General features: G+C 54.3%; 15 protein-coding genes and 1 tRNA gene. 6 read left to right on the top strand and 10 right to left on the bottom strand.

Translation table 11 applies throughout. The features are described from left to right. The first annotated feature begins 34 nt into the window (after window positions 1-34). The gene (locus ACWJJK_RS07630; RefSeq protein ID WP_454128826.1) at window positions 35-928 is read left to right on the top strand and encodes an NAD(P)/FAD-dependent oxidoreductase; all 894 of its coding nucleotides are present in this window, start codon (window positions 35-37) and stop codon (window positions 926-928) included. A gap of 49 nt (window positions 929-977) precedes the next feature. On the opposite strand, the gene ACWJJK_RS07635 is transcribed toward ACWJJK_RS07630, so the two are convergent. From ACWJJK_RS07635 to ACWJJK_RS07655, 5 genes are all read right to left on the bottom strand, one after another. Continuing rightward, a complete protein-coding gene (locus ACWJJK_RS07635; protein ID WP_077732213.1) occupies window positions 978-4,415 on the bottom strand; it encodes a DUF748 domain-containing protein in 3,438 nt (1,145 codons plus the stop codon). An 888-nt stretch (window positions 4,416-5,303) separates the two neighbouring features. Beyond that, window positions 5,304-6,092: a CpsD/CapB family tyrosine-protein kinase gene (locus ACWJJK_RS07640; RefSeq protein ID WP_077732214.1), complete on the bottom strand. Its 789-nt coding sequence runs from the start codon at window positions 6,090-6,092 to the stop codon at window positions 5,304-5,306. A gap of 109 nt (window positions 6,093-6,201) precedes the next feature. Further along, the gene (locus ACWJJK_RS07645; protein ID WP_454128827.1) at window positions 6,202-7,953 is read right to left on the bottom strand and encodes a GumC family protein; all 1,752 of its coding nucleotides are present in this window, start codon (window positions 7,951-7,953) and stop codon (window positions 6,202-6,204) included. Between the two features lie 17 nt (window positions 7,954-7,970). Beyond that, window positions 7,971-9,290, bottom strand: coding sequence for a hypothetical protein (locus tag ACWJJK_RS07650; RefSeq protein WP_454128828.1), 1,320 nt, complete (start codon window positions 9,288-9,290; stop codon window positions 7,971-7,973). Between the two features lie 75 nt (window positions 9,291-9,365). Then, window positions 9,366-9,950: a polysaccharide biosynthesis/export family protein gene (locus ACWJJK_RS07655; RefSeq protein WP_454128829.1), complete on the bottom strand. Its 585-nt coding sequence runs from the start codon at window positions 9,948-9,950 to the stop codon at window positions 9,366-9,368. Between the two features lie 331 nt (window positions 9,951-10,281). On the opposite strand from ACWJJK_RS07655, the gene ACWJJK_RS07660 reads away from it, so the two are divergent. Continuing rightward, window positions 10,282-12,678 carry a tetratricopeptide repeat protein gene (locus tag ACWJJK_RS07660; RefSeq protein WP_454128830.1) on the top strand — a complete coding sequence of 799 codons (2,397 nt, stop codon included), beginning with the start codon at window positions 10,282-10,284 and terminating at the stop codon, window positions 12,676-12,678. An 88-nt stretch (window positions 12,679-12,766) separates the two neighbouring features. On the opposite strand, the gene ACWJJK_RS07665 is transcribed toward ACWJJK_RS07660, so the two are convergent. Continuing rightward, on the bottom strand, window positions 12,767-13,588 hold the full coding sequence (locus ACWJJK_RS07665) for a hypothetical protein (protein WP_454128831.1): 822 nt from the start codon (window positions 13,586-13,588) through the stop codon (window positions 12,767-12,769). Between the two features lie 214 nt (window positions 13,589-13,802). Between ACWJJK_RS07665 and mscL the strand changes: the two genes are divergently transcribed. The 3 genes from mscL (at window position 13,803) to ACWJJK_RS07680 (ending at window position 15,400) form a co-directional block, all read left to right on the top strand. Further along, window positions 13,803-14,249, top strand: a complete 447-nt coding sequence (mscL, locus tag ACWJJK_RS07670) for a large-conductance mechanosensitive channel protein MscL (RefSeq protein ID WP_077732220.1) — start codon at window positions 13,803-13,805, stop codon at window positions 14,247-14,249. A gap of 8 nt (window positions 14,250-14,257) precedes the next feature. Then, the gene (locus ACWJJK_RS07675; RefSeq protein ID WP_347257865.1) at window positions 14,258-15,220 is read left to right on the top strand and encodes a cation diffusion facilitator family transporter; all 963 of its coding nucleotides are present in this window, start codon (window positions 14,258-14,260) and stop codon (window positions 15,218-15,220) included. Window positions 15,221-15,323: 103 nt separating this feature from the next. After that, window positions 15,324-15,400: transfer RNA gene (locus ACWJJK_RS07680), tRNA-Pro, on the top strand. Between the two features lie 821 nt (window positions 15,401-16,221). On the opposite strand, the gene ACWJJK_RS07685 is transcribed toward ACWJJK_RS07680, so the two are convergent. From ACWJJK_RS07685 to ACWJJK_RS07700, 4 genes are all read right to left on the bottom strand, one after another. Beyond that, window positions 16,222-17,487 (bottom strand): hypothetical protein, encoded by a 1,266-nt coding sequence (locus tag ACWJJK_RS07685; RefSeq protein WP_454128832.1) that lies wholly within the window; start codon window positions 17,485-17,487, stop codon window positions 16,222-16,224. A 104-nt stretch (window positions 17,488-17,591) separates the two neighbouring features. Beyond that, entirely contained in the window at window positions 17,592-19,154 is a 1,563-nt protein-coding gene (locus ACWJJK_RS07690; RefSeq protein WP_454128833.1) for an MBOAT family O-acyltransferase, read from the bottom strand. A 510-nt stretch (window positions 19,155-19,664) separates the two neighbouring features. Continuing rightward, entirely contained in the window at window positions 19,665-19,997 is a 333-nt protein-coding gene (locus tag ACWJJK_RS07695; RefSeq protein WP_434113284.1) for an EthD family reductase, read from the bottom strand. Between the two features lie 115 nt (window positions 19,998-20,112). Then, entirely contained in the window at window positions 20,113-20,694 is a 582-nt protein-coding gene (locus ACWJJK_RS07700; RefSeq protein ID WP_077732236.1) for a TetR/AcrR family transcriptional regulator, read from the bottom strand. A gap of 330 nt (window positions 20,695-21,024) precedes the next feature. Between ACWJJK_RS07700 and ACWJJK_RS07705 the strand changes: the two genes are divergently transcribed. Next, window positions 21,025-21,489, top strand: a complete 465-nt coding sequence (locus ACWJJK_RS07705) for a S1 family peptidase (RefSeq protein WP_454128834.1) — start codon at window positions 21,025-21,027, stop codon at window positions 21,487-21,489. Window positions 21,490-21,528 lie beyond the last annotated feature (39 nt).

The raw sequence follows: 21,528 nt of genomic DNA on the forward strand, positions 1-21,528 counted from the left end.
GACTACCGGCGGATATACCACACGTGAGGCGGATATGGACGATGCGGCACTCGATTGTCTGATCGTAGGAGCGGGGCCCGCGGGCCTCACGGCGTCGATTTATCTCGCGCGCTTCCGCCGCAGGATCAAGACCGTTGATGCCGGTTCCAGCCGGGCATCGCTGATTCCGATCTCGCACAATTATCCGGGCTTCCCGGACGGAATTTCAGGGAACGACCTGCTGATGCGGTTTCGTGCCCAAGCCGTACGATACGGCGCGAGCATCGATTCCGGTCTGATCACTCGGATCGAAAAGATCGAAGGCGGGTTTGCGGCAAGCTGTGGCGACGACCGGTTCACGACGCGGACGGTATTGCTCGCGACCGGCGTGGTCGATATCGAGCCGGTTCTGCCGAACCTGAAGGACGCGATTCGCAGCGGATACATAAGGCATTGTCCGATCTGCGACGGCTACGAGGTTATCGACAAAAAAGTTGCGGTGATCGGGTTCGGAAAAGGGGGGCTCAAGGAGGCGCTGTTTCTGAAGTGCTACACCGGTGATCTGACCCTGCTGACGCTTGGAAAGGATATGGCGCTCACCTACGAAGATCGGGAAATCCTGCGAAACGCTCGAATCCGGGTAATCGAAGAGCCTATCGAGGAGGTGTGCTTCGAGCAGGGAAAAATCGGAGCGATACGAATGGAGAGCGGCCGGACCCATAATTTTGATACCTTGTATTCCGCATTGGGCGCGGCGATTCGGTCGGATCTGGCCGTTCAGGTCGGCGCGGAGTGCGACCCGGAAGGCCATCTCATCGTCGACGATCATCTCCGCACTTCGGTGCCGGGCTTATATGCGGCAGGCGACGTGGTCAGCGCCCTCAACCAGATCAGCGTCGCCACGGGCCATGCGGCTATCGCGTCTACGACGATTCATAACAGTCTCTGAGGCGCGGCGTCGGCCATCTTCATTTGTCTCGCCTCCACCCGATTTTCGTTTAGCCGCCCACCGCGCCCAGTTCGAGCCGCGCCGGAACTTTTCCGTCGATGTTGTCCGACGTGGATTCGGCTTTTCCGATGCCGATACGAGTGCGATCGACTCCGGGGAGGCCGATCAGCTCTTGCTGGATCGCTTTCGCCCGGCGATCTCCCAGAGCTTCGAGCTCGGACGTCGATATTGGGGCGGCGGTATTCACCAAATTCTCGAACAGGCGTTCATAGAAATCCTGGTCCTCGCTACCCCGGCCTAAAAGAGCCAATATTCTGCCGACTCGCTGAGGTTTCCTTCCGGTCTTCTTTTCGTAAGCGGCCTGAAGCTCTTCCAGCGCCTTGGGGCCTCCTCGCTCGATCGTGAGGTCTTCCAGAGCGCGCTGGGTCTTGGCATTGGTGAACGCCAGAGGTCCCGGATCTTCTCCAGGTTTAAGACCCAGATCCAGTTTCTCCGCGACGGCCTGCCGCACGTGTAGCGATCTTAGCGCCTCGCCGTCCCGTTTGGGGTCGAACCGGCCGTGTATGGTCAACTTGAGCATGGGGCGTTTTTCCATTGCTTCGGCGACCTTTTTGAGCCTTTCCCGCTCCGGAGGCGGCAAGGCATCGCTGCCGGGCTCGAACAGCACCGTGTCGGGGTGTTCCTCGCCGCCCGCGAACACCGAACCGATCATCCGAAAGGGTGCGGTTGCGGCTTTTTGCAGTACGGTGACGAAGGCCTCCCAAACCACTTTCCCGTAGCGGAATTTGGGACTGTCCACATCGCCTTCCACGGGGACCGAGACGTTGATTTGGCCTTGGCTGTCGGTAAGTACCGCTACCGCGAGATCCAGCGGCAAGGAAACGGCATTGGGGCTTTCGATGCGTTCACCCAAGGTGAAATTGTCCAAAACGATCTTGTTCTCGCTTTTCAGCATGCTGTCTTCGATCTTGTACTCGAGATCGAGGTCGAGCTTGCCGGATTGTATTTTGCGTCCGGCGAATGTCGCGCTGTAAGGCGAGAGAGAGGTCATCGAGACGTTACGGAAGACCACCGTAATATCGCTGAACTTTTTTTGCTGCATGGGATTCAGCGCACCGTCGACCTTGACCGATCCAAATTGATCGACGCGCCCGGTGAATGCCAGATGCGTCCGGCCGGAAGCCGCCGTCGAAATATCGGTGATCGTCCCGTCGAAGTCGTGGACGAGCGTGGAAAAGGGAATGACCAGGCTCAGATCGCTGAAGTCGACGACACCGTCGTTGACGCGGACGCGCTCCACCGTGACCGGAAACGGTTTTTTCGAATCTTGCTTCGATGTTGTCTTGGGCGAGGGCGCTTTCTTCGCAGGAGTCTTCGGACTTTGTTCCTTGAATATGGCGGCAAGATTCGTCGAGCGGTCCTCGAATATCGTGATCTTCGATCCCGGCTGATCGACTCGCACTTCCTGGATCGAAAGACGGTTCGGTTCGAGCGAAAAATCGATCTCGTTTGCCGAAAGCTTCTTCCATGACAGAAAAGGCTTTCGGCTTTCGGTCTCGATCAACAGAAGGTCGAAGACGCTGAGGACGCCTTTGCTCTTGACCGACGGGCCTTTCGGAGTCCGGGTGAAATCCACGTCCACGGCGGTGGACAAGTCGCCGCTTTCGAGCTTGAGCTTAGCGAATTTGGCGACCACGGGGTGCAGCGCCTTCAGGTTTACCCGGTCGACCTGAATCTTGGCTTCCGCCCGATCGCCCGTGGGAGATGCGGTGCCGGTCGCCTTCAGCGCGCCACCTTGTTTGACCTTGAGGTTGGTATCGAACTCGACCGGTGTCTCGCCATCGTTGGTGATGCTCTTGAGGCCGATATTGATGTCCTCGAAATCGTAGGCGACTTCGGAAGAGAAGCTATGGTCGACGACGCCGAGATCGAATCCCTCCAGTGTGAATGTGTTGAGCGCGAAGTGCCACGGCTGTCCCTTGGATTCGGCAGGGGCTTCGGCAGCAGGCGTTTCCGCGCCGGTATCGCCCGACTTAGGCGCGAAGAGTTCGGCCAAATGAATGGTACCGGTCTTGTCGCGGACGACTTGAGCCTTGCCGCCTCTAAGTGCGGCCCGTCCAATGGTTGCCTCGCGCTTTTCGAGGCCCACTTGCCCTTCCGCCAGTTCGAACTGATCCCAAGCGGCCAAGGGATCGGAAGAATCAGGTTCGGTAAGGGCGATTCCGTTCAGAACGGCCGTCAGCCCGTCGAGATTTGCTTTGGGCGTACCCGCGCCGACTTCGGCCGTGGCCTTGAGATCGAGACCGAACCGGTCGACCGAAACGACATAAGGCGACCGGCGGCTGGCATCGGCATAAGCGAGACCGACATCGGCGATCTTGAAATTTTCGACCGCCAGCTTCCAGGGGGGGGCGGGCTCGGCGTCGGGCGGCGGATCGGCCGGATTCGAAGCGGTACCGTTCGCGTCCTCTTTCACCAGATTCTGCCAGTTCAACGACCCGGTTGCGTCGACCGATGCGTTGACCTGGCCGTTCTGGATGATGAAGGAGGGTACGTTAAGCGATCGGCTGGCCAGGTCGAAACTGGCATTACCGGCTTCGATCTTCTCCAAAGCGAGGATCGGATCGGCCGTATCGGGCATGGCGAAGCGGAGCCCTGACAGCGTCAGCCCCAGATTGGTCACCGACAGATCGGTCTTTTCGGGGCTCTGGCTATACCGATAATGCGCCGACAACGCAGCCCGGCCGGACGGTTCGGCCAGATTGAGGCGGTCCCGGAGGAATTTCCAGGGGAGCGCCAAGTTGAAAGCGTCGAGCCGTACGTCGCCGTCGGAAAGAATCGGTTCCAGCGAAAGATTTCCCCGCCATTCGAGAGTTCCGCCGTCCGGAAGCTTGAAAGCGAGTTCATAAGTGCCGGTTTTCTCCGGCAGGGTCGTGAGCGTATTGAGCTCCAAATCGATCGGACTCACCGTTTCCGTTATGTCGGCGTCCTTCGAGTAATCGGCGTATTCCACCGAACCGCTCGTCAATGCGAGATGCTTGACCAGAAGGCGGGGCAGGGGCTCGTCGGGCTTTTCGGGTTCTTCGGACTTTGGCGCGGCTTCGGCGATTTTGGCCAGATTGAGTTTTCCGTCTTGTTCGACTATCGCCCTCAGTGAAGGGGCTTCAAGGCGGAAATCGGCAAGCGTCCACGCACGCCGAAATATGCTTTCCAATTCGAAGTTGACGAACAATCGGGCAAATCGAAAGACGGATTGGCCATTCGAGTCATTCAGGTTGAAATCCTGGGCTTCGAAAGTGAATGTGAACGGATTGAAGGCGACTTTGCCGACGGAAGCATCGCGCTTAAGCTGCTCGGCGGCGATTTTGGGAACATAACGCTGCACGAGATAGGGGACGAGTGAAAACCCGGCAAGCGCATAAAGCATGAGCGCTGCCGTGACGGTTAGTATCCACGGGTTTCTAGCAATTCGGACCAGCCGATTCATGCGGATTAAAACTCCCTAGCTCAGGTTTGGCGGAGCGTGACGGCTAAAGTGTAGTATCAAGGATGTAAGCCGTTAATTTTCCGCCGCCGACAAGCTCTTTGTCTCGATTTGATAACACCTGCCTCCGAAAAGGTATTGTTATATTGGACCAGGATAAGCGAGAAGCTTCTTCCGGCGTCAGCGGGAAATTCGGAGCGTATTCTTGCTCCTCGCAGCCGCCAGGAAAAAGAGCTACGATTGACCTTCCGGCGAAGTAAATGACTTGCGGGAATATGAATTGAAAGACACCTATCCAGCCCTTTCGGAGTTGGCAGAATACTGCCGCGACACGTCTATGCGGACGTTTTTATAATAAGACGAGCGTTAAGAGCTTATGTTATATTTTTTCAGCCCATGTCTCGAGCATCTGCTGGAATCAGTTGCTAACTAATTAGGTGTTGCCGCGTGGTTGGACCTGTTGGTAACGCTAGACAGTAGAAAAATTAAGCCATGTATAAAGCTGATCGTGTCTTCTGGGAACGTAATAGTACAACCGGGAGAACCGAATGGTTCTTTCTGACGCGGGAAGGCGTAATGGGGCCTTATGAATCCGAGATATTCGCGAGAAAATCGCTCGACGAGTTTAAAGATCGCTGCGCACTGGTCGGAAATAATGTGCACAGATCCGCCGATTCGAATAGTCATTTCGAACTCGTCCGAGACGGAAACGGTTTAACGATCCGGAGAATGGAACCGGAAAAGTCAAGTTGATATTGGCCCGTGAAGCTATTCGACTTTGGCACCCGTAAGCGTCAAGAAACTGCTTGAATAGCATTAGGCAAAAAACTCCTCTCCCTCGCCAGCCAAGGCAAAGGATATAAAGTCCGGCGTAAGCTTTGGTCTCGGCGACTATTCCACCGAGCCGTTTTCCGCTTTATTCAAGACCAGACCGACCAGCGCGGTGTCTTGAAGAGCCGCTATGGCTTGGGAGAGTTCGTCCTGCGTCGTTTTCCCTTCCTCAACGACTAATACCACGGCATCGACATAAGGCGTAAAAGACAACGCGTCCGCCGTTCCTAAGTGGGGAAGGTCGAATATGACAAATCGCGACGAATAGCGCTGCTTCAGTTCTTTCACCAGCTGTGCCATTTTCGGCGAGGCAACGAGTTCCGAAGAATTAAATATCGGCCGTTTCCCCGGCAGAATGACAAAACGGCCTATGCCTTTCGGATTGATCAGGATTTTCGATATGGGAACGTTGTCCATCAAGTGATCGCTTAAGCCCGCGACCGGGTCGATTCCCAGATAACGATGAATGGTGGGATCTCTGAGGTTGGCATCGGCCAGCAGTGCGGTTTGGTGAGCCTCGAGGGCGATGCTGAGCGCGAGGTTGATGGCGGTGAGACTTTTTCCGCAGCCCGGCCCGGGGCTGGTTATCGCCAGGGTGTTCCAGCCCTGTTCGCGCATTTTATGTAGGACCCGGGTACGGAGGATTTTGTACGCGTCCACGAAGGCACAGGGGCTATAGCCGGCGATAACGCGTTGGCGGCGCAGCAACTCCCTCGAGAGCGTTACGGTTCTGGTTTGCGTGTACTGGATGTTTTCCAATGAAACCAGATCCGCCTTGGGGATTTGTGGGCTGGCCACTGCGGAATCCTGGTGCTGCTGTTGTCCGAATGCTCTACCGATGCTTTCCATAGTTATATCCTTCCCTGGTTAGGTTGGTTTCGGGAACCGGCCGATCCGTCGTCAGTGTCGAAAGCGGCCGATTCAGGTGATGGTTGCAGCGCAACCGAATCTCAGAAGCTCAGCTTAAAAGCGAATCCATCTTGCGTAAACCCCTGAACCACAGGACGTCCAGCGGTATCCAGAGCCAATGGACCAGAGCCAAAATCAGCAGGATAAAACCGAGGCCCGCCAACATGCCGACGCTCCTCATTTTCTGCTGCTGTGAGATATCCTCATCGGTTTCGAAGTAGGGGATGACGGCAAGCGGCGGTCCGCCGGCCAGCCCCGTTATCAATTTCGCTCCTCGTATGGACTTGTCCATGTTTTCAATCAGCAGCACGTAACCGAATCCTCCCGCGATCGCCAGCATCACGCCAAGAAAAGCAATCGCAGGCCGGTTCGGTTTGATCGGTTTCTCGGGCAACAGCGGAGGCTCGATAATGGAAAACCGCTCACCCTTGCTTTTTTTCTCGAGCTGCTCGGCCACTTCGGCTTCCATCGCCTTGGCCCTCAGCTCGCGGTAACGGGCGGTGGCATTTTCATAATCCCTGAACAGCTCCAGGTATTGCCGTTCCACTTTGGGGCTTTGCAGCAATCGGCTTTCGTATGCGCCGAGTTTTGCCTTGACTTCCTCGCGCCGCTGTCTCAGAACCCGCAAATCCTGAAGAGTGCCGTCACGCTGGGCTTGCAGCGTAATGTAGGCAGGATTTTCGGGCTGGCTGGCTGCAATGTCCCGGACTGCGCGGGTCGTTTGCGCCTTTCTCAGTTCCGCCTCCAATGCGGAAATCTGTTTTCTTAAATTGACGATGTCCGGGTGATTTTCGGAATATTTTTCCCGGAGCGACGCTAACTGACCGTCCAGCTGGGCGAGATGCTTGGCCATTTCCAACCCGCTGTCCGAGTCGCCTGCATCCATTTTGAGCGAAGCGATTTCCAAGCGAGCTTTGACGACGTCGGGGTGTTTGTCAGAATAGCGGCTTACCATGGCCAAATACTCCGTCTTGAGACTCTTCAACCGGTCCTGAGGGCTCAGAATGCGCTCTCCGGTTGAAGAGATGACCGGAACATCGGGTTTTATTTGGGCCAATTGGCCATCCAGATAGAATTTCCGATCTTCGAGGGAAAGAATTTCATTGTCAATCTGCATTAATTCGCGCTCGGTTCTATCCATGAGCTCGATATTGATTTGTTTCTGTTCGGGCAGGCTGTTCAGGTTCTGCTCCTTGAAGTCGGCCAGTTTTTTCTCCAAGACCGAAACATAATCCCCCATCTGCCTGGTTTCTTCCTTGAGGAAATCCGAGGTTTCAGCGGTCCTTTGAGTGCGAGTCTTGAGGTTTTCCTCCAGGTAAAGCGAAGTGATTTCGTTGGCGACGCGCTGGGCGAGATCCGGATTGCGGCTATCGTAAGCCAGCGTGAAGGCAATCGTTGCGGTAGACGGCCTGCCGGTACGAGGGTCGATAATGTCGGCACTGATCGTGTCCAGTGCTATATCGTCACGCATTCGCTTGATGATTTCCTCTTCCGTTAGCCGTTGCCGCGCGTCGGCGTATAGGTCGAACTTCTCGATAATTTTGTTCAGGTTGCTGCGCGTCATGACCCGCTGGCTGATCATTTGCAGCCGCTGCGTGGCATAGGTCGTGATGGTCGAGCGTACCAACTCGGGCGGTATTTCCTGTTCTTCGATCAGAATCGTTGCGGTGGAGCGGTAAGTCGGCGGAAGCAGGACGGCGAGCAAGAGGGTCAGAAACAAGATGCCGGTCAGAATTGCCGCAAATTGGGATTTGCTGCGCTTGAACCCGGCCATGTAGTCGTGAAGTCCTTTTTCTTCCATGATTCCCTCGCTATCGGTCAGTACTGTAGCTTATCCCATCGATAGCGGATGGTCAGATAAGCGGCGTGTGATTCGGGAATATTCGAGATGACATCGATCTCCTGTCGACTGTACTGATACGACGCGATCGCTGACCAATTTTCGCTCCAATTCCAGATCAGTTCGCTCCTGGCACGAAAAAGTTGGCGATTGAGCTCTACGTTGCGCTGGTCGGCTGTCTTGCGGTCCGTGTAAGAAAATTGAGCCGAGCCGGTCAGTGTCGGCGTAAATTTGTGCTTTCCAGTTAGCGTGACCGTATCAGCCTCGATCAAGTTCCCGTAAATGTTCGGGCTGACCGTGTGCGCATAGTCGAGGTTCAGTTCGTCCACTTCGAAGCGCTTGGTTGCGCGCGCGTCTATCAGATAAGTCAAAGAGCTGCTGCTGATGTGCTCACCATCATCGAGTATCGGATCACCGAACGCAGTTCTGAAAATCGTTCGGGAGCCGGCTTCGGTCTTGTTGTATTGGCCGCCGGCGGCAAGGCTGACGTCGAATGTTTCGTCGATGGAATAGGAGAATCCGACGATGGCCGTGGCGTAATCGATCATGATTTCTTCAGTGCGATTTTCATATGTTCCGGGAACACGGAATATTTGGAAATCCAAGGTTCCTGGGATGAAAGTCGTGCTTTCCGGTGCCGAATAGCTCGTGTAGGAGAACGAACCATTCATCTTTAAGTATTCGCTGTATTCATGAACCACACCGACCGAGCCGAAATGGATTTGATAATGAGGAAAGGCGGTATTGTCTTTGTTCCGATATTCGGTGTTGTCATATTGATAGTTCAGACCAAGCCGGGTGTCTTCGCTCAAATAATATGTCCACGACGGGTTAATCGTTTGCCTGTTTCTCCTGACTTGCTCGAATACCAGATCGTTGGTTTCAATGAACGAAGTTCGGCTCGAATCCCTGATGTAATCGCCTCGAAGAGCGAATTGGCTACGCTCGGTGACGAAATAACTGCCGGTCAAGGAAACGAATTGATTCAGGGTATTCAAGCCCTTTTGATCGTAAAAATAATTGTCGAGACGGATACTTCCGTCGAGCTTCCATATTTCTTCAGCGGCTGAGAATTGTGTGTTCAGGCCGAGTTTCGTGCCCCAGACATCGGTATGTGGGCCGGGTGTGAGAAAGATATTGGTGTTGTACTCCTCTTCCACGTTGGCATCCGCTTGGAAGGTATATTCCACTGCATTGACGTCCGTTGCGATAAGTAATCCGATGATCCACGTGATGTAGAGTGGAGGGTTTCCTCGTCCTTTATTGCTTATGGCGTTGACCGGTTTTGCGTTATGCATGGCTGTCAGAGCCAATCAAACGAGTCGGCAGCGTCAGGAATTTCGTCGATCGATACAGGGATAACTCGTGCGACATCACGGAACCACTACAACGTCTCCTCTTTGCAGCAGGATGTCTTGCTCCAACGCGTTTCCATTGGCGACTTCATCGTAGTCGAAGGGTAACGCCACCTCCTTTTCGCCTATCCGGCGTATGATCTTGATATCGTCATCGTCGGCAAAAGGCGTCAGGCCGCCAGCCATCGACAACGCCTGCATGACCGAAACCTGATTCGGGGTAACGAATTCACCGGGCTTGTTGACTCTGCCAACCACATAAATCTTGTGGTTCAAATTGATGACAGCGACACTGACTTCCGGCTCGGCAAAGAATTCGGAGAGTCTTTTGGCGATTTCGGATTTGATCTGACGGACGGTCAGACCTCCCGCTGCCAACTCACCGATTAAAGGAAAGGTAATTCCGCCATCGGGACGTACCAAGGTCTGCTTCGTCAGCCCGTCTTCTTTCCAGACGGAGATCTCCAGAACATCCCCGGCGCCGACGATATAATCGGGAGGCACGGACGCCGATGAGTCGACCGATAAGGCGGGAGCCTGAGCAGCGGATACCGAGAAGGCGAAGTGAAGGGTAAGCGCAAAAGCCAAAAATCCATTTTTCATATGCGCATCTACACGATGTTACGAGAGACCGGACGGATGAATCGGTCCGTATCCCATGGACCATGACCGTATGTAACGGTATAGTCGGAGAATACTACAGCTTATTACATTTTTCACGCCCGTAACAATCCAGATTGTGGAAGGAGATGGAGCCAAGGAGATGGCTGCAATCTCTTTCGCTTTACAAAGTTGTTGTCATCAGGACTCGCGGAGCGGCGCTGTGCCCGCACGCCCCAGGGAAACCTGGCGAATTTCCGGAAGTCCGCTGTATCGTGCTCGAGATCGAGAAATCGAGCTGATTTCAACCGCAAAAATATTAGGGACGATATCCATGCTGATCAGGACATTAGCTTTCTTAGGTCTCTCACTGAGTGTAATCAACGTTCTGACCGGGTGCGGCGGTGCCGAAGAGCGCAAGGCGGAGCATCTGGAGCGAGGCAAAAAATACCTCGAAGAGCGGAACTTCGATAAGGCCAAGATCGAGTTCAAAAACGTCTTGCAGATCGATCCCAAGGTCTCCAAGCCCTACTTCTATTTGGGGCAAATAGAAGAAGCGCAGAAGAATTGGCGAGATTCCTTTGCCCTCTATCAAAAGGCCGGCGAGCTCGATCCGAACGACCTGGACGTCAAAGTCAGGCTGGCGAAACTTTATATGCTGGGCAAGCAGCTCGATAAAGCCGACGCTCTGTTGAGTGCCGTTTTGAGTGTTAAGCCCGAGGATATCGATGCAAGAATGGTGAAAGCGGGTTTATCGACTCTCAAAGGCGATCAAGCCGCTGCTATCGACGAACTCAGCCGCATCACGGCGGAGCAGCCGTCCCGCGCCGAGGCGTTTTTCGTTTTGGCGATGCTTCACAGTCAACGGAACAACCTCGATGAAGCCGAGAGAGTCTTAGAGCAGGGAGTAAGCGCCAATCCGGGCGATACCTCGCTGCAATCGGGGCTGGCCAAGCTCGCCGCTCAGATGAAAAAGCTCGAAAAGGCTGAAAATATCTATAAAGAGATGATATCCGGCGATCCCGCCAACCTGGAGCACCGGAAACTATTGTCCGAATTCTACATTCGACAAAAACGCTGGAGCGACGCGGAGCGGGTCTATCGCGAAGCCATTCAGGCCAGCCGCGACGACAGTCAGCGTTACATCTTGCTTGCGGAATTCTTGGCAAAATCCGGCAAATCCGACGAGGCGGTCACCGAGCTTGCCGAAGCGATCGAGGCTTATCCAGAAAAACCGGACCTGCGCTTCGCCTTGGCGAGGCTTCACGAGCAACGCAGGGAAGCCGATAGAGCAGAGCGGCTCTATCGAGAGATCATTGCCTTGAAAAAATATGCTCCGGATGCCTTGAAAGCGAAAAACCGTTTGGCCTTGCTCGCTTTGGCCGAAGGACAAGTCGACAAGGCCGCTACATGGATCAATGAAGTTCTGGAGGCGAATCCGGGGGACCGCCAAGGGCTCTTGCTACGGGGGCGCATTGCCTTATTCCGCAAGGATGGCCAAAAGGCGGTCGCGGCCTTCCGCTCGCTGCTCAAAGATCAGCCCGATTCGTGGGAAATACTCAAGCTGTTGGCCGCTGCGCATACGCTCGACGGTAAGCCGGTGCTCGCGCAAGAAAGTCTCGAGAAAGCCGTGGCGGCGAATCCCGATAAATTCGAGGCATACAAGAATCTGATCGACTTTTTGGCGGGGCAAAAGAATTACTCGTTAGCGCTGGAAAAGATCGACGAGTTCCAAAAACGGAACTCGGCTAGTCTGGATGCGCTGGTGCTCAAGTCGGAAATTTTGGCGGCAGCCGGGAGGACTGCGGAGCAGGAGACGGTTTTGAAGCGGATCAAAGCGGAGTTTCCGGAAAATCCAACCGGAGGCTTCCTTTTGGGCAAGCTTTATCAGAGCCAGAAAAAATATGACTTGGCATTGGCCGAATATGAGGAATCGCTTGGAAAATCCAAAAACGATTATGAGATTCTGAAAGCGATTTTTGGAAGTTATGTCGAAAAAAGGCAGGCCGAAAAGGGCGTGGAACGAATCACCAATGTTCTCAGCAACAATCCGAAACATGCGGGTGCCCACCAATTGCTGGGATTGTATTACCTGGGCGAAAAGCAAGAAATGGAAGCCGTCAAGTTTCTGAACATGGCCATTCAGTCCAACCCCCGTTGGTTGCTCCCTTATGCAAATCTCGGCGCTTATTACGAACAAACGGGCAGACGGGACCTGGCGCTCAAAACCTATCATCGGGCACTCGAAGCACTGCCTGGGGAACCCGCCGTCCTCATGAACTTGGCGCGGGTCTATGAAATTTCCGGGGACTATGAAAACGCGATCAAACAGTACGAAACCATTCTCAAGCTAAACCCCGGGAACATGCTCGCCCGGAACAATCTTGCCAGTTTGCTGAGCCTTGACCATTCTCGGAAAGACAAGCTCGATCGGGCTTTCGAGCTTGCGAAGGAGTTCGATAAGACCGAGGAGCCGGTGTTCTGGGACACGCTGGCTTGGATCTATTACCAAAAGGGTGCGTACGAAAAGGCTTTGCCTTTACAGTTGAAAGCCGCCGAGAAATCTCCGGACGTGCCGATTTACCAATACCACCTCGGTATGATTTACCTCAAGAAAGGCGAGCGTGCGGCAGCTGTGGAGCATCTTCAAAAAGCGGTGAACTCGGGCAAGGAGTTCGTCGGTTTGGAAGATGCGCGAAGCGCATTGATCTTAGCCACAGACGGCGGTTGAGGCGTATCCGGGTTCGGGGTCAATGCTCCAAACCCGGATTCCCACCACGGTGGTCAAAGCCGAATCGTTCGGTCGGAATGCGAATGGGCTACCGCCAAAGCGTAAGCTCTTGCGGCTGATAACCGGAAGGCACCTGCGGACGATCGTCGGGGGATATCGAGTCGGTTATCCGGTTCAGAGCCATAACGGTGGGATGCTTGCCGGAAAAGTCCACCATTTCGACCGGAACGCCGGCCAAATCGCTGAGTTCGATCGGCGGTAGCGATATTCCGAACTGGCTCGCGAAGCCTTGTGCTTTTGCGGCTATTCGCTGAGTGAAAGCGAGCAGCGAGCGAATCGTTGCGTAATCATCCGTGGATAACTGCATCGATGATGGATTCGCGAGGCATACTTCTGCCAGCTTGGTCGCCCCCTTCAGTACGTCCAGCTGTTCGCAGCTGATGCCGGCCACTTGCTTGGCCCGTCCCGTCTTTACGAGGCGCGAGTCATTCGCCGGATTTTCGGCGGAACCGAGCTGGTCTATGGAGATCCCTCCCAGCATGTCCTCCCATTTAGCTCGTTGCTTCGGTGACAGTTTCTTGAGTTGATCGCCCAAACCTTGAAGAACCGGTTGAAGATCCTGGGTTTGACGAGCAATCCGATCGATCTTTTCTTCGGTTATCGGCGTGAACTGCTGCTTCTTGTGGTCGATCAAGACCAGCTGTTCATTTGCCCGCTGATAAAAAATGTCCAGATTGCGATCGCCGCCGGCGCCTTTGACCATAACTTGGCCATCTTTGACGACAACCGGTTGAACAGACCTCTTTTGTCCTTCTTCCACGTTGAATTCGATAGTGCTATCCGCATTGGAAGGAGAGAGCCAAACGAGATTGGCTACTAGGGCCAGATTGAAAAATTTTCGATATTGCATACGGAGATTCCGGAGGTGTTCGCTTACCGCTCGATAGACGAATCGAAGCTGTCGTGTCCTCGTCTAAATGCGGCAAGCAAATAATGGATGTCTAACTCAGGTTAGAATGGAACGGTAGAACGCATTGTGACATGCGTATTCGACTTGCGACAATCGGCGGGGTGATTTTAGGATTGCGTCAAGACGTAACCAGTTCCATAAGGAAGATAACCAGATGTTAAAAGAATTCAAAGAATTCGCCATGCGTGGCAATGCCGTCGATATGGCGGTGGGCATCGTTATCGGGGCTGCTTTCGGTGCCATCGTAAAATCGTTGGTGGACGACGTCATCATGCCGCCAATTGGTTTGTTGTTGGGGAATGTCGATTTTTCGAATCTTTTCGTCGTACTCAAGGATGGTGCAACAACCGGCCCGTACGCGTCTCTGGCTGAGGCCAAGCGGGCTGGAGCCGTTACCATCAATTACGGCGTTTTCTTCAATTCGGTAATCAGTTTTTTGATCGTGGCTTTCTCGATTTTCTTGCTGGTCCGGAGCATCAACAAATTGCGGCGTGAAGCGCCGTCTGCGGCTCCGGCTACAAAAGAGTGTCCCTATTGCCTGTCGGCAGTCGCACTGAAGGCGACACGCTGCCCTCAATGCACATCCGAGCTTAAGTTATAGGTCAGGCCGTGGCGGGCGGACACACGCATGTTCATGTCGATACGATCGGAGGGCGTGCAAAATTCCGATTGGGACTCTCGGCCGCTCTGACCATCGCGTTCGTCATCTTTGAAGTCCTGGCGGGGCTGATTGCGAACAGCTTGGCGCTATTGACCGATGCGGCACACAACCTGACGGATGTTCTTGCATTGGTGCTGTCATGGTATGCGCTTCATTTGGCCGAGCAGCCGTCCCATGCCGGAAAAACCTTTGGTTATCATCGTGTCGGCATTCTTGTCGCCCTCATTAATTCCACGACGCTGACCCTGATTTCGGCTGGAATATTTTATGAGGCCTACGAACGTTTCGTGTCTCCGCCGCCCGTTGCCGCCGACATCTTGATCGCCGTCGGCGCTGCGGCGTTCGTCGTCAATGTCGTAACGGCATGGTTGGTCAGCCACGGCGCCGAGCACGATTTAAACATCAGGAGCGCCTTTATTCACTTGCTGGGAGACGTATTTTCGACGGCCGGAGCGGTCCTCGCCGGCATCGGAATCTGGTTTACCGGCTTTTATTGGCTCGATCCCTTGGCCAGTGTCCTGATCGGTCTGCTCATCCTCTGGAACGCTTGGGTGATCTTGCGAGAGACCGTCGACATTTTATTGGAAAGCACGCCTCGCGATATCGAAATGAGCTCCATGGTGCGCGATCTTCTTCAAGTCGAAGGCGTAAAGGGCGTTCATGATCTCCATGTTTGGAGCATCTCGAAAAGTTTTCGCTTTCTATCGGCGCATATCGTCATCGACGACGTTCTGATCAGCCAGGCCGCGTTAATACAACATGAAATCAAGGAGATGATCCGGAGCAATTACGGCATCGGTCATTGCACCTTACAGCTCGAGTGCGAAGGATGCGATCCGGATTCCCTGTACTGTGACATCAATCATTACGGCCGCCATCAACACGCCGATAACCATCATGCCGCAAGGTGAGCGGATTGAATAAAGCCGCACCGCCGGTTTGAAACCAACTACGCGATCGGCGATTCTCGGATTTTGCTTAGAATTCATAAACGCGGTATTATTGTCGCCTTCACGGGGCGTAGCGCAGTCTGGTAGCGCACCTGTATGGGGTGCAGGTGGTCGGAGGTTCAAATCCTCTCGCCCCGACCAATCAAAACAAAGGCTTATCGAGCATGTCGGTAAGCCTTTTTTCGTTTGGGCTCCAATTTTAGGAGCCTTTCCCGATAAACCAGTGGCGTGCCCGGTGAGGTAAGCTGGAGCAAGTGGACACCCAAGTTTCATACCATGAGACGGAATGTCGACGGGCAAAGTTACCAAATCGAACCTTTGGATGAGTGTGCCCTGCCGGGCGCACCATAAAAAAAGACCTACTCGAAAGTAGGTCTTTTTGAAGGGAGGATCACGTACTAGTTATAGCTGTGGGGATACGGCTGTATTCGATAATTTCTGGGAATCCCCGTCAGGCGAACTTCCACATCCCGTTAGGCCAATAGCGGCAACGACGAGACAAACCGCAGCAAGTAGCTTCTTCATGATTCCCTCCGCATTAAGTATCAGTAATTAACTAAATTAGCCATTAATGACGCTACTTATATCGCCTATTTCAGGCGTAATTTGTTTACCAGTTCACGGCCACTTCCGTCAAGACGATATTTTCGATCAGATGGCTGTCCCAAAGTTCCTTCGTCAAGCATCGCGCTGGCGAACGGTCTTCTCTTGGAAGGCTTTCTCCTTGGAGCCTATCCCAGTAAGCCGTTCGCCCTGAGCCCTTCGACTCCGCTCAGGACAGGCCGGTCGAAGGGTTTCTTGAGCCTACTGGGATAGGCTCTTGGTCCGGAAGACATATGAGACTGCCTTTCTTCCTTTCGGTACGACCGTCATCAGTCGGGCATTCGGCCGAAAAGGGCGTAGTGCTTGCCAGAACATGGCTACGGTGGGTTGAATCGTCCGATTTTCATTACCCGGAATGGTCATTGGCTCTGATATTTCTTAACCAGATCTTGGATCTCGTTCACTTCTTCTCTATGAGCTTGACGATAAAGCTGATGAGCTTCGCGGATACTCGCCAGGTGCTTTTCGATATTCTCGGAAGTCAGCAAAACGCCGAAATCGTCAGCGATCCGACGATTCGGATCCGAGTAATTCAACACGCGATCGAGCACCAGGTCACCCAGCTCTTTCCGATAGTGAGAAGATTCCCAAAACCACCGCATCATGGTTTCCTTGTCACCCAAGGCCGGTACAGCCTCCATGGTATAGGTATTGAAACCGGAAAAGTCCCATAGAGGGAAGGGATTGCGTCTGCGTTCCCGTGCGACCTCTTCGTTGAGTCGGACGATCTCTCTTTTCCAAGTCTCCCATTCGTCCCAAAGCCCCGTGCCGGCCGTCAGTACCCATTGGCGTGCGTGAGCCGGGGAAATCAGAATATGGAATTCAATCTTGCTCCGGTGAGCCTCTTCAAGAATCCTTCGGAAATAATCGAATGTATTTATGCTTCCGTCTTCCGAAACAAAATCGAATTTCTTGTGTGGCCTCGGGAAATACAGGTGCGTCACGTAATTCAGTTCGCTATAAAGAGCCGCTTCGTGCCGTCCTCCGTGCATCATCATGATCGCTTCTTTATCGGGCTGTTCCACTTGTCCGCGCGGCAGAATCACGTTATCCCGATTGGTCTGTTGAAACAGGGTCTTGAGGCTTGCTGTTGTGGCATCAACCGATGCCAAGGTTTCCAGCAGGTCCGTGGTTATAGCAATATTCCGTTTGGCCCCGTGAACATCCGACGAGAGTCGTTCCTCAGTGAAATCCGGAGCATTAGGTCTGTAGGCATTGAATTGGAAGAAGTCGACGGCCAGTACGACTTTCTTTAATCGTCGTTCTGCATTGGCATGCTGAAAGTAGCGCAAATTTTCATAGATAGTCGCTCCATTCAACGCGAGGTTGTAAGTGTTAAATTCGGGGAACAGCGCCGGATGCTCCGGATCAAGGCCGTGTTCGGTGCGAGAGCTGCCGATGACCAGTACGTCGGGTTTTCGTGCTCTAACCGCGTGGGCCTTGGTCAGCCGCAGATGCTTGAATAACTCCGGCTTATTGGCATTTATCCCTTCCCAGCTTGGAGACCCGAAAATGGAATAAGGGTCTACCAGGTAATTCATCAGGATGATTACAGTCAAGAGAACAACGGCACCGATACCGATCGTATCGAGATAAGCCGCGAATTGGCGTTCGCTTGGCGTCACTGGGCTCCTGCCCAGAAGCCGAGAGGAGATCGTGGCGGGCCCGGCAGATCGGAGTCGGGACAAAAGGGAGGAATCGGGCTTCGCGGCGGGTTTATTCACGGATCTCAGAATTGAAAGTAGAGAAACTCGCTCACCTTGGTGAGGCTGAGCACGTCGAACACGAAGAGCAGCATGGTGAGGTTGGCCCAGATTACCGTCGGCCGCCATTCCATCCATCTCCAGCGAAGGCGCTGGATCTCGCCTTTATAGGTTTCGAATGCCGGGTGATAGTTGCGCATGAGTTGCTGGGTGTTGGGCAAAAACAGAACGAATATCGTCAATACCAACAGCCATGCACCAGCCATCTCGGGTTTCGCGCCGGCCACGTGCGCAAAAATCCCATCGAACGTGACACCCACTCCCTGCAGCCACTCGCCAAAGCGCCCGAGAACCCGAAGGGCTTCCGGTTCCAGCGACACGCCGTTGGCTCCGATCATTCCGAGCCATATGCTCTTCGTACCCGTAATCGTCTCCGCGCGAAAGGGCACCCAGGCGGCGATCACCGCGACGAATGTCAGCGTCCAGCCGAATGCCTTGCCCATCCGGCTGGTGGCAGCCCGACCGCTGAACAGCGATCGCCAGACATGATTGACGATGAGAAAGAATCCATGCAGCCCGCCCCACACCACAAAGTTCCAGCCGGCGCCGTGCCACAGGCCGCCGAGCAACATTGCGATCATGAGATTGGCATGGCGTCTTGTCGGGCCCTTCCTGTTGCCGCCGAGAGGAATGTAGATATAGTCCCGCATAAAACGGGAGAGTGTCATGTGCCAGCGCCGCCAGAAGTCGATGATATTGGTCGATTTATAGGGCGAATTGAAGTTGAGGGGTAGCCGAATGCCGAACATCCTGGCTAGCCCGATGGCCATGTCGGAATAGCCCGAGAAGTCGAAGTAGAGCTGAAGGGTGTAGGCCAGGGCGCCCGCCCAGGCCTCGAAGAAGGTCAGCGCAATGCCGCTATCGGCCGCATGGAATGCCGGCGTGGCATAGGCGGCGACGCCATCGGCCAGCACCACTTTCTTGAAGAGGCCGATGGTGAAGATGGTGAAGCCGACGGCATGGCGTCGGACGCTCAGTTGATAGAGGTCATTCCGGGCGAATTGCGGCATCATTTCCCGGTGATGCACGATGGGACCCGCGATCAGCTGGGGAAAGAAGGTGACGAAGAGACAGAAGTGGAGAAAGTTATACTCCTTGGTTTCCCCTTTATAGGCGTCTACGAGATAGGCGATGGTCTGAAAGGTGATGAAGGAAATGCCGAGGGGCAGGATGATGGTCTCCACGCCGAGAATATCGCCGAATATGAAGTTGATGTTGTCGACGAAGAAGTTCGCATACTTGTAATACCCGAGGAGCGACAAGTTGGCGGCAATACCGAAAATCAATAGCCATTTTTTCTCAGAGGAATGACCTTCGCCGCTCAGGGAAACTCCAAGCGCGTAGTTGAACAAAATGGAGGCCAAGAGTAAGCCCAAGTAGGCCGGATTCCACCACGCGTAGAAAAAGAGCGACACACCGATCAGCCAGGCGATGGCAACCCGGTGGTGGCCGCGGCTTCCGATGGCAAAGAAGACGAACAGAGAAATGGGGAGTAATAAGAAAATAAACGGATAGGAGTTGAAGAGCATCGGAGTTGCTTGATTCGACGTGCGGGACTAAAGGGCTTTGATCGGTGATCGACTCCCTACTCGATGTCCACATCCCGCTGGATCTCCCCGGACGAAGGTGAGCCCGGAATTCTCTACAAATAAATACTGCTTGTAAGACGGCAAAAGCCATCAAAGTTCCGCCTGCTGCTCAAGCGATGCCTCCCCAAGCATCGCTTAACGGAAACCTAGCCTATCCGGAGCTCAGCCCGAGAGCAAGACCGATCGGTGTGCCTTATAAGAGCAAATTAGAGCGGTTTTCCTGGGGTCGTAAGGCATAGCGCACTATCTGGACCAACCGCCCACATCGGAGGCGGTGATCGTGTCGAGGGACTCCTTCAAAGCCGCTCGTAGCGGGATTTGAAGCGCACCGGGCTTCCGGGCTGATTGGGGTCAGCGTAGCGGGTGGTTATCATCCTCAAATATAGTTGATCGATCGTTCAACAAAAGTGGCAAAAAAGGGGCGCCTGCGGTCGGCGCCCTGACCGGGTTTTACGGGGCATCGAAGTGGAAAGTCTCACTTTCTGCAATCAGAAAGATCGGCGTGCCGCCGGTCGAGATGTCGACGGCGTGGGCGAGTGTTTCCTTACCGCCTTCCGACTGCGCGCAGGCTTCCAGCGCCGCCATGGACGGAAAGAACACCTCGGCAATACGGTAGAAGGGCGCTGCGCCCTGGGGTGATCCCAGTACCCGGGTGGCGATGAACTTGGTTTTTCCGCCGAGCTTTTCCACGGCCATGGGAACATGCTCCTCTTGATAGCGCTTCTCGAAAGCAGCGATATCGGCGGGCGTTGGGTAAATCACCATGAATTTGACTTCGGACATGTCGTTCTCCTTGAACTGAAGTTGGAAAAAAAGATTATCGAAATCTAGGGTTGCTGATTGGCGATTTCCTCCTCGGTATATTGATGAACGATCAGTCAAAAATAGGCCGAAAAAATCAGTCGAGCACGGAGAGGCCGACGGCGACGATGTCGGCCAGGACTTCCCGTTCCGGCCGCACTTTGCCGATAACCAGGAGTCCTTGCAAAACGCTGGTCAGATAGCGGGACAGCGCTCGGATATCCGCCTCCTCCCGCAGTTCGCCCGCCTTCCGCATCCGTTCCAACGTGCGCCGAAAGCCTTGTTCGAGCCGCTCCAGGCAACCGCCCACCTTGGCCGCCGTGTCCGGGCAGGACAAGCCACGTTCCACCGCGGAGTTGGTCACTAGGCACCCGCGCAGGGGACCGGCCGTGAGGATGTGCTCGATCACGGTGGCGAAGAAAAAACGGATCGCGGACTTGCCTGAAGGTTCGCTGTCGAGCAATTCCAGCAGGCGCTGGACCACCACATGGTTGTAGCGGTCCAGAACTTCCAGGAACAGCGCCTGCTTGTTGCCGAAGGCCGCGTAGAGGCTGCCTCGATGCAGTCCGGTGGCATCGACCAGGTCCTGGATCGAGGTGGCTTCGTAACCTTTCGACCAAAAGGTCTCCACGGCTTTATCCAGGACGTGCTCGTAATCGAATTCGCGGGGTCGGGCCAAAGGAGACTCCTCGTATTCAGGTTGTAGCTAAGGCTAGTCTTTATTGAATAGTTGGTCAATAACAATCGACCGGTATATTGCCATAGGCGATGTGAAATTCGGAACGATCCGGGCGTAAGCTTCTGATCATCGGCCTCCTGGAAATGAGGCTGAACTTGCTGCTTCCGAACCGGAGGCGAGGGAGGAGGGGATTACTGCGGCACGGGAAGCCATAATAAATTTCCCTAAGCTCGTATGTTCAAATTGGAAACTCTCCCTTCGGAAAAGGGCGAAAATGAAGAGACCGATGCGTCCGACTATATTGCTTGGCGTGGTGATTGGATCTTTAGCATGGACGGCGCGGCAGACGTGAATCACACGCTTGCACTCAGCGTCGTCCAGGTTCATGCCTATCCAAGGGACGGCAAGGCCTTTATCGGCTCCGGCGTGGTCCTCGATCAAAATCTGGTGGCCACGAACTGCCATGTCACGCGGCACGCCAACGCGGTCGTCGGGAAGGATGCGTTACGCTTTCGCGCCGCCAGCCAGCGTGCCGATTTGAAACACGAGCTGTGCATTCTCGATGCGCCGGGAATGCAGCTGTCGGCTGCGAGCCTGGGGACCGCATCCGGACTCTCCGTCGGCGACCCGATATATCGGTACGGTTATCCGCGGGCTATCGGCATCGCCTTCTACTTTCACGCCGCGTCCACGCTTGCCGACCGACCTCGATCCATCGCAGGTGCGGCATGGGGACCGGAAGTATTGAAAACTGCGGTATCCTGTCGTTCTCTCATTGCCGAAGGCATCCCTTAAGGAAGCTCTGAACAAGTTGATTCCGTTCATGCCCTTCGA

Source organism: Methylocaldum gracile (assembly GCF_053646815.1).

Bases quoted from the DNA above. Each gene is read 5' to 3' on its own strand.
- ACWJJK_RS07665 (WP_454128831.1), bottom strand. From the start codon at position 13,588: ATGCAATATCGAAAATTTTTCAATCTGGCCCTAGTAGCCAATCTCGTT.
- ACWJJK_RS07695 (WP_434113284.1), bottom strand. From the start codon at position 19,997: ATGTCCGAAGTCAAATTCATGGTGATTTACCCAACGCCCGCCGATATC.
- ACWJJK_RS07660 (WP_454128830.1), top strand. From the start codon at position 10,282: ATGCTGATCAGGACATTAGCTTTCTTAGGTCTCTCACTGAGTGTAATC.
- ACWJJK_RS07635 (WP_077732213.1), bottom strand. From the start codon at position 4,415: ATGAATCGGCTGGTCCGAATTGCTAGAAACCCGTGGATACTAACCGTC.
- ACWJJK_RS07640 (WP_077732214.1), bottom strand. From the start codon at position 6,092: ATGGAAAGCATCGGTAGAGCATTCGGACAACAGCAGCACCAGGATTCC.
- ACWJJK_RS07650 (WP_454128828.1), bottom strand. From the start codon at position 9,290: ATGCATAACGCAAAACCGGTCAACGCCATAAGCAATAAAGGACGAGGA.
- ACWJJK_RS07645 (WP_454128827.1), bottom strand. From the start codon at position 7,953: ATGGAAGAAAAAGGACTTCACGACTACATGGCCGGGTTCAAGCGCAGC.
- ACWJJK_RS07690 (WP_454128833.1), bottom strand. From the start codon at position 19,154: ATGCTCTTCAACTCCTATCCGTTTATTTTCTTATTACTCCCCATTTCT.
- ACWJJK_RS07655 (WP_454128829.1), bottom strand. From the start codon at position 9,950: ATGAAAAATGGATTTTTGGCTTTTGCGCTTACCCTTCACTTCGCCTTC.
- ACWJJK_RS07630 (WP_454128826.1), top strand. From the start codon at position 35: ATGGACGATGCGGCACTCGATTGTCTGATCGTAGGAGCGGGGCCCGCG.
- ACWJJK_RS07705 (WP_454128834.1), top strand. From the start codon at position 21,025: ATGGACGGCGCGGCAGACGTGAATCACACGCTTGCACTCAGCGTCGTC.
- mscL (WP_077732220.1), top strand. From the start codon at position 13,803: ATGTTAAAAGAATTCAAAGAATTCGCCATGCGTGGCAATGCCGTCGAT.